We start from the raw sequence: 14,200 nt of genomic DNA, 5'->3' as shown, positions 1-14,200 counted from the left end.
GTCACCCCGACCGGTCAGCGAGCCGCCGTCCACAGCCGTGGGCGGCGGCTTCGTCGTTCCGGGGGCACCCTGTGGTCAGCTGGACCGACGCGGCCCCCGCCCCGCACCCCGGGGGACGGGCCGCGGCGGCGGACGGCGGACGAGCGAGGGCGAGGACCATGGCGCACACGGTGGACGGGGAGCGCCCGGACGGGCGGCGCGGCGGGCGGCGGGCGGTCGCCGCGCGGTACGCGCTGCTGCCGCTGCGGGTGTTCCTCGGGGTGACGTTCGTGTACGCGGGCCTGGACAAGCTCACGGACGCCCGGTTCCTGGCCGCGTCCGGCCCCGGCTCCCTGGGGGAGCTGATGCGGTCCGTACGGGACGGCTCGGCCGTGCCGTGGCTGGTGGACCAGGCGCTGCGCGACCCGGTGCCGTTCGGGTACGCCATCGGCGCCGGCGAGGTGGCCGTGGGGCTGGGCACGCTCGTCGGGCTGCTGGCGCGGGTCGCCGCGGCGGGCGGCGCGCTGATCTCGCTGAGCCTGTGGCTGACGGTCACCTGGCAGAGCGACCCCTACTACTACGGCAACGACCTGGCCTACCTGATGGCGTGGCTGCCGCTGGTCCTGGCCGGGGCGTCCGCGCCGTCCGCCGACGCGGCCCTCGCGGCGCGCCGCCGCCGCACCCGGTAGCCGGCCCAGGCCGCCGCCGCGGCCAGCACCAGGCCGCAGAACAGGATCGGGACCGCCGCGTACCAGGGGACGTCCCAGGAGCCCGCCGCGTCACCCCCGTACACGGTGGCGACGACCAGGCCCGTGACGCCGGCGACCAGCCGACCGGGGCGGAACTCATGACGCAGCACGGGCCACCTCCACCTGTCCGACGGCGATCCGCAGGTCCAGGTCCAGCGTGCCGCCCGGCGCCACGTCCGCAGGCGGCGGGAGGGTGCGGGTGACCTCCAGGTCCACCGCCAGGTCCGGCCCGTCGGCCGGCGCCGGGTCCGCCCGGCCGGAGGCGGGGACCGGGGCGGGCCGGTCCGGGAGCCGCAGGTCGCCGAGGCCCACCTGCGCGCGGACCCGGACGGTCACGCCGGCGGGCACGACCACGACGAGGCGGCCCGCGCCGGCCCGGGCGGCCACCTCCACCGCCCGGCCGCGCGGCACGTCCAGCGCGGACAGGTCGAGCGTGCCGACGCCCGAGTCGATCGCGTAGCGCGGCCGTACGTCCGCGAGGGACGCCGGAGCCCACTCCCGGCGGGTCCACTCCGTGCCGATCTGCGGGGGCACCGCCGACGCGGCCGCCAGGAGCAGCGCCGTCACGACCGTCACGAGGAGCGTGCCGAAACCGGTGCGGCCCAGGTACGAGCTGACGGCCAGGCCGAGGGCGAACACGGCGAGCGCGGCCACGAGGCCCGCCTGGAGGCTCGCCCCGAGCGGATGCCCGCCCCAGGCGGCCAGGGTGCCCGCGCAGCCCGCCAGCACGCCCAGGAGCAGCACGGGGCCGCCGACGGACCGGGGCCCGCGCGGGGCGGCCGGGGACCGGGGCGGTACGGCCGCGCCCGCGCCCCGCGGCCCGTACGGGTGGGGCAGCCGGTCGACGGGCGTGTCGGCCGGCCCCCACAGGTAGCCGACCGGCACGGGGCCGGTCGAGCCGTCCTTGACGATCGGGTCGCGCCACCACGACGGGGCGCCCGGCGGCGGCGGCGCCTTCGTCTCCGGCGGGGCCTTCGTCTCCGGTGGGGCGTCGGGGCCCGCCGGGTGCGCCGCGGTGGCCGCCGGCTCCCGGCCGCCGGCCAGGCGGCGCCGCTGCGACCAGACGGCCGCGCCGCCGACCGCGCACACCAGCAGGATCGCGAAGCCGATCGTCTCGCCGTTGCCGCCCACCATCGACAGGAACAGCCCGCAGCCGACCAGCGCCATGAGGACGGCGACGAGGGACGCGCCGTCGACCCGGCCGGTCAGCAGCCGCCGTGCCTCGTTCTCGTCCTCGCCGTCCGCGGTGACGGACAGCCAGGCGAAACCGTAGAAGATCAGGCCGATGCCGCCCGCGGCGGCGAGCACCCCCGTCACGACCCGGAACACCACCGGGTCGAGGTCGAAGTGCCGCCCGAGGCCCCCGCACACCCCGGCCACCACCTTCTGCCGCGGCGTGCGGCGCAGCGGCGGGTGGTCCGGTGGCGGGGGGTGGGGCGGAGCCCCGGGCGCCTCCGGCGAGGTGGGCGTCGCGCTTGTCATACGACCATGGTGACCGGCCGCCGCCCGCGGCGGGACCCGCCGCGACCCTGGCCGGTCCCTGATATTCCACGGGCCCGCCCCCAGGGGCGCCGGGGCGCTCCGGGGTGCGGCCGGGCCGTTTCTCAGGGTCGGGGTCGGGGCCGACCCTGATGTCCCGGTGGGCGGGGCGTGTGACGATCGGTCCATGCCCGCCGCCGCCCGCATGCCCGAGACGACCGACGACCCGCCCGTGCGCAGGCTCTACCGCAGCGCCGACGGGCGGATGCTCGGCGGTGTCGCGCGCGGACTGGCCGGGCACCTCGGGCTGCCGGTGGTGTGGCTGCGGCTCGCGTTCCTCGGGCTGTTCCTCGCCGACGGCCCGCTCGGCGTCCTGCTGTACGCGGCGTTCTGGATCGCCGTGCCGCTCGGCGTGGGCGGCCGCTCCCACGAGCCGCGCACGCTGTTCGAGACCACGCCGGACGGGCGCCGCCGCCTGCGCAAGCCCGACCGGGGGCAGGTCGTCGCGCTGGTCCTGCTGCTGGTCGGCGCGGCCGTGTTCGTCGGCACGGTCGACCTGGGCGGCCGGGCCAACCGGTACGTGTGGCCGACCCTCCTCGTCGGCGTCGGCGTCGTCCTGGTGTGGCGGCAGGCCGACAACGCGCGCCGCGCCCAGTGGACCGAGTCGGGCCGCCGCAAGCGGCTGTTCCAGCTGGCCCGCGGCCTGGCCGGGGTGGCGCTCGTCGGCATGGGCCTCACGGTCTTCCTGGTGGTGCGCGGCTCCGCCGCCCAGCTGGGCACGGCGCTGACGGCGGCGATAGCGGTGCTGGCCGGCATGGCGCTGCTCGCCGGGCCCTGGCTCGTACGCATGTCGCAGGACCTGTCGGAGGAGCGGACCATGCGCATCCGCGCGCAGGAGCGCGCCGAGGTCGCCGCGCACGTCCACGACTCGGTGCTGCACACGCTGACGCTGATACAGCGCAACGCCGAGGACGCCGCCGAGGTCCGCCGCCTCGCCCGCGCCCAGGAGCGGGAGCTGCGGAACTGGCTGTACCGGCCCGAGGGCACCGGCAAGGACGAGGCGGAGGAGCCGGACACGCTCGCCGACGCCGTCCGCACGGCCGCCGCCGAGGTCGAGGACAAGCACGGGGTGCCGCTGGAGGTCGTGGTCGTCGGCGACTGCCCGCTCGACGAGGGGCTGGCCGCGCAGATGCAGGCCGCGCGCGAGGCGATGGTCAACGCCGCCAAGTACGGTGGCGGGGGCGGCGCCGTGCAGGTCTACGCGGAGGTCGAGGGCCGTACGGTCTTCGTGTCCGTACGGGACCGGGGGCCCGGCTTCGACCTCGGCTCCGTGCCCGCGGACCGGATGGGCGTACGAGAATCGATCATCGGCCGGATGCAGCGCAACGGCGGCACCGCGCGCGTGCGGTCGGCGCCGGGCGACGGTACGGAGGTCGAGCTGGAGATGGACCGGGCACAGGAGGCGGACGGATGACGACGACCGGACAGACGGCCGGAGGGACGGCGGAGCGCCGGGTGCGGGTGGTGCTCGTCGACGACCACCGGATGTTCCGCACCGGCGTGCAGGCCGAGATCGGGCGCACGGAGGAGACCGGGGTGGAGGTCGTCGGCGAGGCCGCCGACGTGGACCAGGCGGTCACCGTCATCCACGCGACCCGCCCCGAGGTGGTCCTCCTCGACGTGCACCTGCCGGGCGGCGGCGGGGTGGAGGTGCTGCGCCGCTGCGCCCCGCTGTCGGCGGCCGCGGAGAACCCGGTGCGGTTCCTCGCGCTGTCCGTGTCGGACGCGGCGGAGGACGTCATCGGCGTCATCCGGGGCGGCGCGCGCGGGTACGTCACCAAGACCATCACCGGTGCCGACCTGATCGACTCGATCTTCCGGGTGCAGGAGGGTGACGCGGTGTTCTCGCCGCGCCTGGCCGGCTTCGTGCTGGACGCGTTCGCGTCCACGGAAGCCCCGCCCGTCGACGAGGACCTGGACCGGCTCACCCAGCGGGAGCGGGAGGTGCTGCGGCTCATCGCGCGCGGCTACGCGTACAAGGAGATCGCGAAGCAGCTGTTCATCTCGGTGAAGACGGTCGAGTCGCACGTCTCGGCGGTGCTGCGCAAGCTCCAGCTGTCCAACCGGCACGAGCTGACCCGCTGGGCGACGGCCCGCCGGCTGGTGTGACGCGCGGGCCGGGCGGCCGTGCCGGGCGGTGGGTCGCGCCGAGCGGTGGGGCGTGCGGGCCGGTGGGGTGACGCACCCGGCCCGGCCCCGCCCGGCCCGGCGGTGGGGTGTTCCGGGGCCGGTTGCGCGCTTTTGTGGGGTGATCGCCGCGTGGGCGCGGCAACCAGCGGGCCCCCGGCGCCCTCCTACTTGCCGTGATGAGCCTGACGGGTACTCCCTTCCTCGTGACCGCGGTCGCGCTCGCCGTCCTGGCGGTCGTCCTGCCCTTCGCGCTGTGGGGCCGGGTGCGGGGGCCGCTCCTCGTCCGCGGCCTGGCGCGGCTGGCGATGGTGGGCTTCGCCCAGGTGACGGCGATGTTGGTGGTCTTCGTCGCGGTGAACAACGCCAACGGCCTGTTCAGCGGCTGGGACGACCTCCTCGGCCGCGAGGACCACGTCGACGCGGCCCTCGACCTCGGCCCGGACGGGCTCGGCGGCCGCAGGATCGCCGAGCTGCCGAGGACGGAGCAGACGTTCCGGCCGGTCCCCGCGCCGCTCGACGGCCGCGTCCGGACCACCCTCCTCAAGGGCCAGGTCTCGGGCGTCACCGCCGAGGTGTACGTCTGGCTGCCGCCGCAGTACGACGACCCCGCCTACCGGAACGTGCGGTTCCCCGTGGTGGAGCTGTTCTCCGGCTACCCCGGCACCCCGTCGTCCTGGTTCGCCGGGCTGCACGTCACCGAGCAGCTGGAGCCGCTCATGCGGGACGGGAAGGTGGCGCCGTTCATCCTCGTCGCGCCCCGCACCAAGCTCCTCGGCGACGCCGACGCGGGCTGCGCCAACGTGCCGGGCGTCGTCAACGCCGAGACGTGGGTCAGCGTCGACGTGCGCAAGATGGTCACCGACCACTTCCGGGCCGTCACCACGCCCGACGGCTGGGCGGCGGCCGGCTTCTCGGCGGGCGGCCACTGCGCGGCGAAGGTCGCCCTGGCCCACCCCGACCGCTACCGGTACGCGGTCAGCATGTCCGGCTACAACGACCCGGCCGCCGAACCCGACTCCGTCACCGGCCGGGACCCGGCGCTGCGGCGGGCCAACGACCCGCTCACCCTCCTCCGCGAGGCCCCCGCCCCGCCCCGCCTGTCCCTCCTCTACACCGGCGACGGCGACGACGGCTACCGCCAGGGCCTCGACCTGCGCGCCGCCGCCCAGCCCCCGACGCGCGTCGAGGTGCGCCGCGTCGTCGGCGGGCACCGCACCTCGACGTGGGCGGGGGAGGTCCCGGCGGTGTTCACCTGGCTGACGGAACGGCTGGAGGGCGCGGGCGCGGCCGCCTCGTCGGTCCGCCGGTGAGCCCGCGGGGCGCGGCGGGTCAGCCGACGCGGGCGGCGCCCGCCCAGGGCATCTCGTCGATCGACGCGACGCGCACCGTCGAGCCCGTGCGCGGCGCGTGGATCATCCTGCCGCCGCCGACGTAGATCCCGACGTGGCTGACGCCCGGGTAGAAGAAGACCAGGTCACCCGGCGCGAGCTGGGAGCGCGAGACCCGCTGCCCGGCGTTGATCTGCGAGTACGTCGTGCGGGGCAGTTTCACCCCGGCCGCCCGCCACGCCGCCTGTGCCAGCCCCGAGCAGTCGTACCCGGACGGGCCGGTCGCGCCCCACAGGTACGGCTTGCCGATCGCCCCGTACGCGTACGAGACGGCCCGCGCGGCGCGGGGGTTCGGCGCCCGGACCCCGCCCGGCACCGTACGGGCGCCGTCACCGGCGCGGCCCGCGAGGCCGGCTCCGGCGGTGGCGCCCAGGGCACCGCCGCCGTCCCGGGCGAGGGCGGCGGCCCCATACGCGGCGCGCTCGGCGGCGGTGAGGCGCGCCAGGAGCCGCTCGGCGGCGGCGAGCCGGTTCCGGACGGCGGCCTTCTGCCGGCGCAGCTCGGCCTCGTGGGTCCGCAGCTCGCGGATGCGCCCGTCCCCCTCCTTCCGCAGCCGCTCGATCCCGACGAGCCGGCCGCGCAGGGACGCCGTCGCGTCGGCCTGCCGGTCGCCGATCCGCTCGGCGAGGGCGGCGCCCCGCAGGTACCGGTCGGGGTCGGAGGAGAACACCAGCTGGAAGGCGGGGCTCAGCCCGCCGGTGCGGTACTGCGCGGCGGCGGTGGTGCCGAGCGCGTCGCGTTCCGCGTTGAGGCGCTCGGTGCGGCGGGCGGCCTCGTCGCGCAGCGCGTCGAGCCGGGCCCGTGCCGTGTCGGCCTTCTCCTTGGCGCCGTTGTACTTCTCGGTCGCCGCCTCCGCCTCGCCGTGGAGCCGGTCGACCTGGGCCCTGACCTGGGCCGCGGTGAGGCGCGGGTCGGCGTGCGCGGGGCCCTCGAGGACGGTGGCGGTCGCGGCTCCGGCCAGGGCCAGGGTGGCGGCCGTACGGCCGGCCTGTCCGCCGAACCCGCGCTGCCTGGGCTTCCGATGCGCTGCCACGGGGGCGCTCACTTCCCTTCGGTGCTGTGGTGCGGGGCGGTGACCGGTGGGGGCCGGGCCGCCTGGGGGAGGACGCTAGGCGCGGGGCCCGAGGCGAGGTGACGGGGTGACCGGTATTGGTCGTAATCGGAGGTTCCGGTACGGGTTCCGGTCACGCGGTGACGGTCGGAACCACACACTCCGTATCGCCCGTGACCGTTGTGGCGAAAGAGGCGGACCTGGCTGACGGGCGGTGGTATGGCCGGGATTAGGCTCCGCCCCATGAACGTCCTCATCAACGTCTTCGTCGCCCTGCACGTCATCGGCATCGCCGCCCTCCTCGGAGGCTTCCTGACCCAGGCGAAGGCGATGGGCACGGGCACGGCCCGCATGGTTCCGGCCATGCTGCACGGCGCGCTGACCATGCTCGTGACCGGCATGGTCCTGGTGGGCCTCAACCAGGCCGAGGGCGCCACCGTCGACCACGTCAAGATCGGCGTCAAGCTGACGCTGCTGGTGGTCGTCCTCGGCCTGGTCTACGTGAAGCGGGACGACGAACGCGCCGGGAAGGGGCCGTTCGCCGCGGTGGGGGCCCTGACGGCGGCGAACGTCTTCATCGCCACCCTCTGGACCTGACCCCGCCCGCTCCCGGCCCGGCCGTCCGCCGCTCCCCGGCGGCGGCCCCCCCGCTCCCGGCCCGGCGGCCCGCACGCCCCGGCCGGCTTCGCCCGCACGGTCCGCCCGGCGCTCCGCTGCGGGGTCCGCGCGACGTCCGCCGCCTCCGCGTGACCGGCACGCTCCCGTGGCCCCGCCCTGCCCCGTGCCGTCCTGCCCCGTGCCGTCGCCGCCGCGTCGCTGTGCGTGAGGGGGCCGGTTCCGTCCCGGACTGTCGGTGGGTCCGCCTAGACTCGGTAGGCGATGAGCAGCCTCTTTGACGACAGCTTCCTGGCGGACCTCCGCGACCATCCCGCGGAGGAGCCCCCGCCGCCCGAGGACTCCGAAGCCCCCCCGGCCGCGGAGGAGGTCCCGCACGACCTCTTCGAGGGGAAGTTCGACGTGCCCCCGGCCCGCGACGCGTACTACCGGGACGGCGCCCCGCGCCCGGTCGTCGCCCCGGAGGCGCTGCTGGAGGGGCTGAACGAGCAGCAGCGCGCCGCCGTCGTCCACACGGGGACGCCGCTGCTCATCGTCGCCGGCGCGGGCTCCGGCAAGACCCGCGTCCTCACGCACCGCATCGCCCACCTCCTCGCCACCCGGGACGTCCACCCGGGGCAGATACTGGCCATCACGTTCACGAACAAGGCCGCCGGCGAGATGAAGGAGCGCGTCGAGCAGCTCGTCGGCCCGCGCGCCCACGCGATGTGGGTGATGACCTTCCACAGCGCGTGCGTCCGCATCCTGCGCCGCGAGTCCAAGAGGCTCGGCTTCACCTCGTCGTTCTCGATCTACGACGCCGCCGACTCCAAGCGCCTCATGGCCCTGGTCTGCCGCGACCTGGACCTCGACCCGAAGCGGTACCCGCCGAAGTCCTTCAGCGCCAAGGTCTCCAACCTCAAGAACGAGCTCATCGACGAGGAGACCTTCGCCGACCAGGCGGCGGACGGCTTCGAGAAGACCCTCGCCGAGGCGTACCGCATGTACCAGGCGCGGCTCCGCGAGGCCAACGCCCTGGACTTCGACGACATCATCATGACGACGGTCCACCTGCTCCAGGCGTTCCCGGACGTCGCCGAGCACTACCGCCGCCGCTTCCGGCACGTCCTCGTCGACGAGTACCAGGACACCAACCACGCCCAGTACACGCTCGTGCGCGAGCTGGTCGGCCCGTCCGGCGACGCGGAGCACCCGCCGTCGGAGCTGTGCGTCGTCGGTGACGCCGACCAGTCGATCTACGCCTTCCGCGGCGCGACCATCCGCAACATCCTCCAGTTCGAGGAGGACTACCCGGACGCGACGACGATCCTGCTGGAGCAGAACTACCGCTCCACCCAGACCATCCTGTCCGCCGCCAACGCGGTGATCGAGCGCAACGAGAGCCGCCGTCCCAAGAACCTCTGGACGAACGCCGGCGCGGGCGCGGGCATCACCGGCTACGTCGCGGACACGGAGCACGACGAGGCGCAGTTCGTCGCCGACGAGATCGACCGCCTCACCGACGCCGGCGAGGCGAAGGCCGGCGACGTCGCCGTCTTCTACCGGACCAACGCCCAGTCGCGTGTCTTCGAAGAGGTCTTCATCCGCGTCGGCCTGCCCTACAAGGTCGTCGGCGGCGTCCGCTTCTACGAGCGCAAGGAGGTCCGCGACGTCCTCGCGTACCTGCGCGTCCTGGCCAACCCGGAGGACGCCGTCCCGCTGCGCCGCATCCTCAACGTCCCGAAGCGCGGCATCGGCGAGCGCGCCGAGGCCATGATCGAGGCCCTCGCCCTGCGCGAGAAGACCACCTTCCCGCAGGCGCTGAAGCGGGTCGACGAGGCGTACGGCATGGCGGCCCGTTCCACGAACGCCGTCAAGCGGTTCAACACGCTGATGGAGGAGCTGCGCACGGTCGTCGAGTCCGGCGCCGGCCCCGCCGTCGTCCTGGAGGCCGTCCTGGAGCGCACCGGGTACCTCGCGGAGCTCCAGGCGTCGACGGACCCGCAGGACGAGACGCGGATCGAGAACCTCCAGGAACTCGCGGCCGTCGCCCTGGAGTTCGAGCAGGAGCGCGGCGAGGGCGAGGGGACGGGCACGCTCGCCGAGTTCCTGGAGAAGGTCGCCCTCGTCGCGGACTCCGACCAGATCCCGGACGGCGACGAGGACGGCGACGGCGTCATCACGCTCATGACGCTGCACACCGCCAAGGGCCTGGAGTTCCCGGTGGTGTTCCTGACGGGCATGGAGGACGGCGTCTTCCCGCACATGCGGGCCCTCGGCCAGGCCAAGGAGCTGGAGGAGGAGCGCCGCCTCGCGTACGTGGGCATCACCCGCGCGCGGGAGCGGCTCTACCTGACGCGCTCGTCGATGCGCAGCGCCTGGGGCCAGCCCTCGTACAACCCGCCGTCGCGGTTCCTGGAGGAGATCCCGCCGCAGCACCTGGAGTGGAAGCGCACGGGCAGGACGTCCGCCGCCCCGGCCGGCCCGTCGAGCCCGGCGTCGGGCGTCGCCGCCTCCCTGTCGGCGTCCCGGTCCCGCTCGGGTCCGTCCGGCTTCGCGACGCGGCGTACGGCGGACAAGCCGGTGATCGCGCTGACCGTGGGCGACCGGGTCACGCACGACCAGTTCGGCCTCGGCACGGTGACGGCGCTGGCGGGGTCGGGCGGCGACGCGCAGGCGACCATCGACTTCGGCGACGGCAAGCCGAAGCGGCTGCTGCTGCGGTACGCGCCGGTCGAGAAGCTGTAGGGACTCGCGGGCACGGGGCGGGGTGCCGGGCGGGTCGGAAACGGCCGCTCGGCGCGTCGGCCGTCGAGACCGGTGGACCGGTCCGGCGGTGGGCCGTGCGTGGGTGGACCGGTCCGGCGATGGATCGTGCACGGAGGGGCGCTCGGGTGGTGAGCCACACGGACGGGGGAACCCTCGGGCGGTGAGCCGGCCGGGTGCGGTGCCGGTCCGGCAACCGGCCGGCGGGCCGGCAAGTCCGCCGGCGGGCCGGTGAGTCCGCCGGCGGCCGGGAGGCCTGTCGCCGGGTCGGGAGGTCCGCCGTCGGGGCGGCGGGTCAGCCGGTCGGGTTGAGGCCGTGCCCGCGGAGCCACGCCTCCGGGTCGATCGCGGTGCCGCCGCCCGGCCGGACCTCGAAGTGCAGGTGCGGGCCGGTGGAGTTGCCGGAGTTGCCCGAGTACGCGATGACGTCGCCCGCCTTGACGGAGCCCGAGCGGATCTTGGCGCTGCTCAGGTGGCAGTACCAGGTCTCGGTGCCGTCCTTGGCGGTGACGATGACCATGTTCCCGTACGCGCTGTTCCACTGGGTGCGCACGGTGCCGTCCGTCGCCGCCATCACGGGGGTGCCGTACTGGACGGGGAAGTCGATGCCGGTGTGCAGGGACATCCAGTTGACGCCCGCCTGGCCGTAGCCGGCGCTCAGCTGGCGCAGTTGCACCGGGAGCGCGAACTTGGGGCGCATGGCCTCGCGGAGCTTCGCCTCTTCCTCGCGCTTCTTGCGCTCCGCCTCCTGGCGGGCCTTGAGGTCGATGCGCTCCTGCGTGCGGCTGGCGCGGTCGCCGAAGTCGAGGGCCTCGGCGTCGAGCGCGGCGAGCTGGGTGTCGAGGGCGCTGTTGACGACGGCCGGCTTCAGGGAGGCCGGGTCGGCGGCGGTCACCGCCTTGTCGTCGTCCTTCTGCTCGGCGCCGGTGAGCCCGCTGACGGACGCGGCGGCGATGCCGGCGACACCCATCACGCACGCCGACGGCACGGCGACGGTCAGCAACGCGGAGCGCCGGGCGGGGGTGCGCCGCCTGCCGCGGCTGCCGCCGGCGCGGCGGGCCGGGCGCGGGCCGGGCGCGACGGCGACGGTCTCGTCGAGCGCCTCCAGCGACTCCGTCGACGGGCCGCCGTCGGCGAGGTCGTCCGCCTCGGAGGCGAGGTCGTCGGCCTCGGACGCGAAGTCGTCGGCCTGCGGCCCGTCCTCGTGCCCGGTCTCCGGGTCGGGGTCCGCCTCCGGCCCGGCCCGGAGGGCGTCGTCGACGGTGGAGTAGTCGTACTGCTCGGGGACGAACGTCCCGGCGGGGGCGGCCTCTTCGGGCGCGTGGTTCCACGCGGTCGCGTCGTAGGCGCCGGTCTCGTAGGAGCCGGTGTCGTACGAGCCGGAGCCGAAGGCCGTGGCGTCGAGGGAACCGGTGTCGTACGTCCCGGTGCCGAAGGACGCGGTGTCGAAGGAGCCGGTGTCGAAGGACTCGGCGCCGTAGGACTCGGTGCCCGGCGCGTACCACTGGCCGGTCGTCTCGTACGTGGCCGCCGTCGTCGCGTACTGCTGGTCGTCCTGCGGCTGGGCCCAGGCCGCGGTGTCCCACTGGTCGGCGTACGCGGTGTACGCGGAGGTGGCGGACGCGTCGGGCCACTGTGCGGCGTCGTACTGGCCGCTCTGCCCGGTGTCGTAGCCGCCGTAGAGGGGGTCGGCCGTCTGGTAGGCGCCGGTGTCGTAGGACCCGGTGTCGTACGCGGGGGCCTGGTGGCCGCCGTTGCCGAAGCCGTTCTCGCTGGTCGTGAAACTGCCTGTGGCGTACACGTCGTCTCCGACGTAGCCGGCGTGGGGGTGCTGGTCGTTCACCAACTTCTCTCTCGCCTCGGCAGCAGGACCAGTTCCGGGCCGGCCCAGAGGGGACCCGGAGGGGAAGCAGTGGGCGCGACTGTACCCGGCGGTATGCGCAACCGACAATCTTCGGTGGGGTTTACGGCTTGCGGAAACGGGCATTCGGTCGCCTTTCGGCGGAGCGCACACCGAGCCTTGGCGGTACGTTCGAAATTCGTTCGACGTGTGCTGGCGGCTTCACGCCACGATCATGGAGCCCGTGGTTCCGGAAGCGGGGGACCCGCGGTCGAGTTCCGCGACGATCCTGGCGGTCACCGACGGGTGGACCGGGAGCGCGAGATGGCCGATGCCGCTGACCCTGACGTTCACGGTGTCCAGGTCGGGGTGGTCGAGGCGGGCCGTCTCGACGGGGGACATCCAGAGGTCGAGTTCGCTCCAGAAGCTGACGAACCGGGTGCGGCAACCGGGCGCCGGGGCGGCCAGCTCGCGCAGGACGGGGGAGTCGGGGCGCATCTGGCGGACGAGCGGGTGCACGTCGGCGAGCGGGAGGGCGGAGGTGCCGCCGTGCGGCGTGCCGAGCGTGACGACCGTGCGGACGTGGGCGGCGCCGCCGAGCCGCTGCACGTAGTACCGGGCGACCAGGCCGCCCAGGCTGTGCCCGACGAGGTCGACCTCGTCCCGGCCGGTGCGGGCGCGGAGCTCGTCGACGTGGCCGGTGAGCCGGTGGGCGGCGGCGCGCAGGTCGAGGGTGAGCGGCGAGTGGTTGACGGCCCGCACGTGCCGGGTGCCGTCCCGCGCGAGGGCGCGGTGCAGCGGGACGAAGACGGAGCGGTTGTCGGAGAGCCCGTGGAGCAGGACGACGGGCGGGCGGGCGACGTACGGGATCGCGCCGTGCGGCGCGGGGGCGGGGCACCGGCCGGGGTGGAGGCGCGCGGGGACCAGACCGGCGGGGACCAGGCCCGTGGGGTAGAGGAGCAGGTGCCCGGCGAGGACGGCCGCCTCCAGGACGGCCGACCTCAGGGCGTCGGCGCGGAGGGCGGTCGCGGTGACGGGTGGTGGTGGTTCCCGCATGGCCGACCTCCTGGCGAGCGGCACACAGAGGGCGGCTCCGTCCCCCGTATGCCCTCAGGTGGGGCCGCGGCCGAGGGTGGGGATGCGCCGAACCTCCGTGCCGCGCGGCTGGCGGCGCGGGAGTACGACGGCCTCGTCGCGGCTCCGGATCGCGTTCGCCCCGACCTGCCCGTGGCGTGCCCGGTGCGGGTACGACGCGTGGCGAACATGTCCCACGTGTGATTTCCCCCTCCCTCTTGACCGCGAAACGGCCGGTTGCGGGATGCTGGCGATAACGTTCGTTCACCTCCCCGGCATACAGGTACGGGGGACGCATGTGGAGGCAGTGATGGGTGTGACCGGTCCGATCCGCGTGGTGGTGGCCAAGCCGGGTCTCGACGGCCACGATCGCGGCGCGAAGGTGATCGCGCGGGCGCTGCGTGACGCCGGTATGGAGGTCATCTACACCGGCCTGCACCAGACGCCGGAGCAGATCGTGGACACCGCGATCCAGGAGGACGCCGACGCGATCGGGCTGTCGATCCTGTCCGGCGCGCACAACACGCTGTTCGCGCGCGTGCTGGAGCTGCTGAGGGAGCGCGACGCGGAGGACATCAAGGTCTTCGGCGGCGGCATCATCCCGGAGGGCGACATCCCGCCGCTGAAGGAGAAGGGCGTCGCGGCGATCTTCACGCCCGGCGCGACGACGGCGTCCATCGTCGACTGGGTCAACGCCCACGTCCGCCAGTCCACCGAGGCCTGACCCCGAGGGGGCGCCCCACCGCTGAGCGCCCCTTCCCACCGGCCCGCCCGGATCGGCCGACCCGCTGCTCTGACCGGCCCGGTGGATCGGCCCGCTGGCTGCTCTGACCGGCCCGGCCGTTCCGCCGGGCCGGTCAGCCCCCGCCTGCCCCCGGCCCAGGCCCCCCGGCCCAGGCCACCCCCTTCGGCCGGGCCGTTCCCCCGTCTGGACCCCCGGCCCAGCCAGCCCCCCCCGGCCCTGGCCACCCCCCGGCCCAGCCACCCCCCGGCCCAGGCCCCCCGGCCCAGGCCGCTCTCCTCCGGCCTGGGCCGCCCCCGGTCCCCCCGGCCCGGACCACCCCCCCCCGATCCAGCCCCCCGGCCCCGA

At 75.3% G+C, this 14,200-nt stretch carries 12 protein-coding genes; 7 read left to right on the top strand and 5 right to left on the bottom strand.

Annotated elements, in window-relative coordinates:
- The first annotated feature begins 158 nt into the window (after positions 1-158).
- A complete protein-coding gene (locus IE106_RS02920) occupies positions 159-668 on the top strand; it encodes a DoxX family protein (protein ID WP_189529632.1) in 510 nt (169 codons plus the stop codon).
- Here IE106_RS02920 and IE106_RS02915 read toward each other — a convergent pair.
- Both IE106_RS02915 and IE106_RS02910 read right to left on the bottom strand, forming a co-directional pair.
- Entirely contained in the window at positions 575-838 is a 264-nt protein-coding gene (locus tag IE106_RS02915; protein ID WP_189529631.1) for a hypothetical protein, read from the bottom strand. The two genes, IE106_RS02920 and IE106_RS02915, sit on opposite strands and share 94 nt — an antisense overlap.
- Positions 825-2,210: a PspC domain-containing protein gene (locus tag IE106_RS02910; protein ID WP_189529630.1), complete on the bottom strand. Its 1,386-nt coding sequence runs from the start codon at positions 2,208-2,210 to the stop codon at positions 825-827. The genes IE106_RS02915 and IE106_RS02910 overlap by 14 nt, the downstream gene beginning before the upstream one ends.
- A 184-nt stretch (positions 2,211-2,394) precedes the next feature.
- Between IE106_RS02910 and IE106_RS02905 the strand changes: the two genes are divergently transcribed.
- The 3 genes from IE106_RS02905 to IE106_RS02895 all read left to right on the top strand — a co-directional run bounded on the left by IE106_RS02905 (position 2,395) and on the right by IE106_RS02895 (position 5,707).
- A complete protein-coding gene (locus IE106_RS02905; protein ID WP_189529629.1) occupies positions 2,395-3,681 on the top strand; it encodes an ATP-binding protein in 1,287 nt (428 codons plus the stop codon).
- Positions 3,678-4,376: a LuxR C-terminal-related transcriptional regulator gene (locus IE106_RS02900; protein ID WP_189529628.1), complete on the top strand. Its 699-nt coding sequence runs from the start codon at positions 3,678-3,680 to the stop codon at positions 4,374-4,376. Before IE106_RS02905 ends, IE106_RS02900 begins: the two co-directional genes overlap by 4 nt.
- 197 nt (positions 4,377-4,573) lie before the next feature.
- Positions 4,574-5,707 carry an alpha/beta hydrolase gene (locus tag IE106_RS02895; protein WP_189529627.1) on the top strand — a complete coding sequence of 378 codons (1,134 nt, stop codon included), beginning with the start codon at positions 4,574-4,576 and terminating at the stop codon, positions 5,705-5,707.
- A 19-nt stretch (positions 5,708-5,726) separates the two neighbouring features.
- On the opposite strand, the gene IE106_RS02890 is transcribed toward IE106_RS02895, so the two are convergent.
- On the bottom strand, positions 5,727-6,818 hold the full coding sequence (locus tag IE106_RS02890; protein WP_189529626.1) for a C40 family peptidase: 1,092 nt from the start codon (positions 6,816-6,818) through the stop codon (positions 5,727-5,729).
- 261 nt (positions 6,819-7,079) lie between these two features.
- Here IE106_RS02890 and IE106_RS02885 point away from each other — a divergent pair, with 261 nt between their 5' ends.
- Positions 7,080-7,433: a hypothetical protein gene (locus tag IE106_RS02885; RefSeq protein ID WP_189529625.1), complete on the top strand. Its 354-nt coding sequence runs from the start codon at positions 7,080-7,082 to the stop codon at positions 7,431-7,433.
- 282 nt (positions 7,434-7,715) lie between these two features.
- Positions 7,716-10,178, top strand: coding sequence for a DNA helicase PcrA (pcrA, locus tag IE106_RS02880; RefSeq protein WP_189529624.1), 2,463 nt, complete (start codon positions 7,716-7,718; stop codon positions 10,176-10,178).
- Positions 10,179-10,491: 313 nt separating this feature from the next.
- Here the strand turns inward: pcrA and IE106_RS02875 are convergent, their stop codons facing one another.
- Together IE106_RS02875 and IE106_RS02870 are read right to left on the bottom strand one after the other, a co-directional pair.
- Positions 10,492-12,039, bottom strand: a complete 1,548-nt coding sequence (locus IE106_RS02875; protein WP_189529623.1) for a M23 family metallopeptidase — start codon at positions 12,037-12,039, stop codon at positions 10,492-10,494.
- 219 nt (positions 12,040-12,258) lie between these two features.
- Positions 12,259-13,092, bottom strand: coding sequence for an esterase/lipase family protein (locus IE106_RS02870; RefSeq protein ID WP_189529622.1), 834 nt, complete (start codon positions 13,090-13,092; stop codon positions 12,259-12,261).
- Between the two features lie 328 nt (positions 13,093-13,420).
- Between IE106_RS02870 and icmB the strand changes: the two genes are divergently transcribed.
- Positions 13,421-13,834 (top strand): coenzyme B12-dependent isobutyryl CoA mutase small subunit, encoded by a 414-nt coding sequence (gene icmB, locus IE106_RS02865; protein ID WP_189529621.1) that lies wholly within the window; start codon positions 13,421-13,423, stop codon positions 13,832-13,834.
- Positions 13,835-14,200: the final 366 nt, after the last annotated feature.

It is taken from the genome of Streptomyces roseolilacinus, assembly GCF_014649335.1.
Classification (GTDB): Bacteria; Actinomycetota; Actinomycetes; order Streptomycetales; family Streptomycetaceae; genus Streptomyces; species Streptomyces roseolilacinus.
Note: the sequence above shows the minus strand (reverse complement) of the source record. Positions and strands in the feature narration are given on the sequence as shown.

Bases quoted from the DNA above. Each gene is read 5' to 3' on its own strand.
- IE106_RS02920 (WP_189529632.1), top strand. From the start codon at position 159: ATGGCGCACACGGTGGACGGGGAGCGCCCGGACGGGCGGCGCGGCGGG.
- IE106_RS02910 (WP_189529630.1), bottom strand. From the start codon at position 2,210: ATGACAAGCGCGACGCCCACCTCGCCGGAGGCGCCCGGGGCTCCGCCC.
- IE106_RS02905 (WP_189529629.1), top strand. From the start codon at position 2,395: ATGCCCGCCGCCGCCCGCATGCCCGAGACGACCGACGACCCGCCCGTG.
- IE106_RS02900 (WP_189529628.1), top strand. From the start codon at position 3,678: ATGACGACGACCGGACAGACGGCCGGAGGGACGGCGGAGCGCCGGGTG.
- IE106_RS02895 (WP_189529627.1), top strand. From the start codon at position 4,574: ATGAGCCTGACGGGTACTCCCTTCCTCGTGACCGCGGTCGCGCTCGCC.
- IE106_RS02885 (WP_189529625.1), top strand. From the start codon at position 7,080: ATGAACGTCCTCATCAACGTCTTCGTCGCCCTGCACGTCATCGGCATC.
- pcrA (WP_189529624.1), top strand. From the start codon at position 7,716: ATGAGCAGCCTCTTTGACGACAGCTTCCTGGCGGACCTCCGCGACCAT.
- IE106_RS02870 (WP_189529622.1), bottom strand. From the start codon at position 13,092: ATGCGGGAACCACCACCACCCGTCACCGCGACCGCCCTCCGCGCCGAC.
- icmB (WP_189529621.1), top strand. From the start codon at position 13,421: ATGGGTGTGACCGGTCCGATCCGCGTGGTGGTGGCCAAGCCGGGTCTC.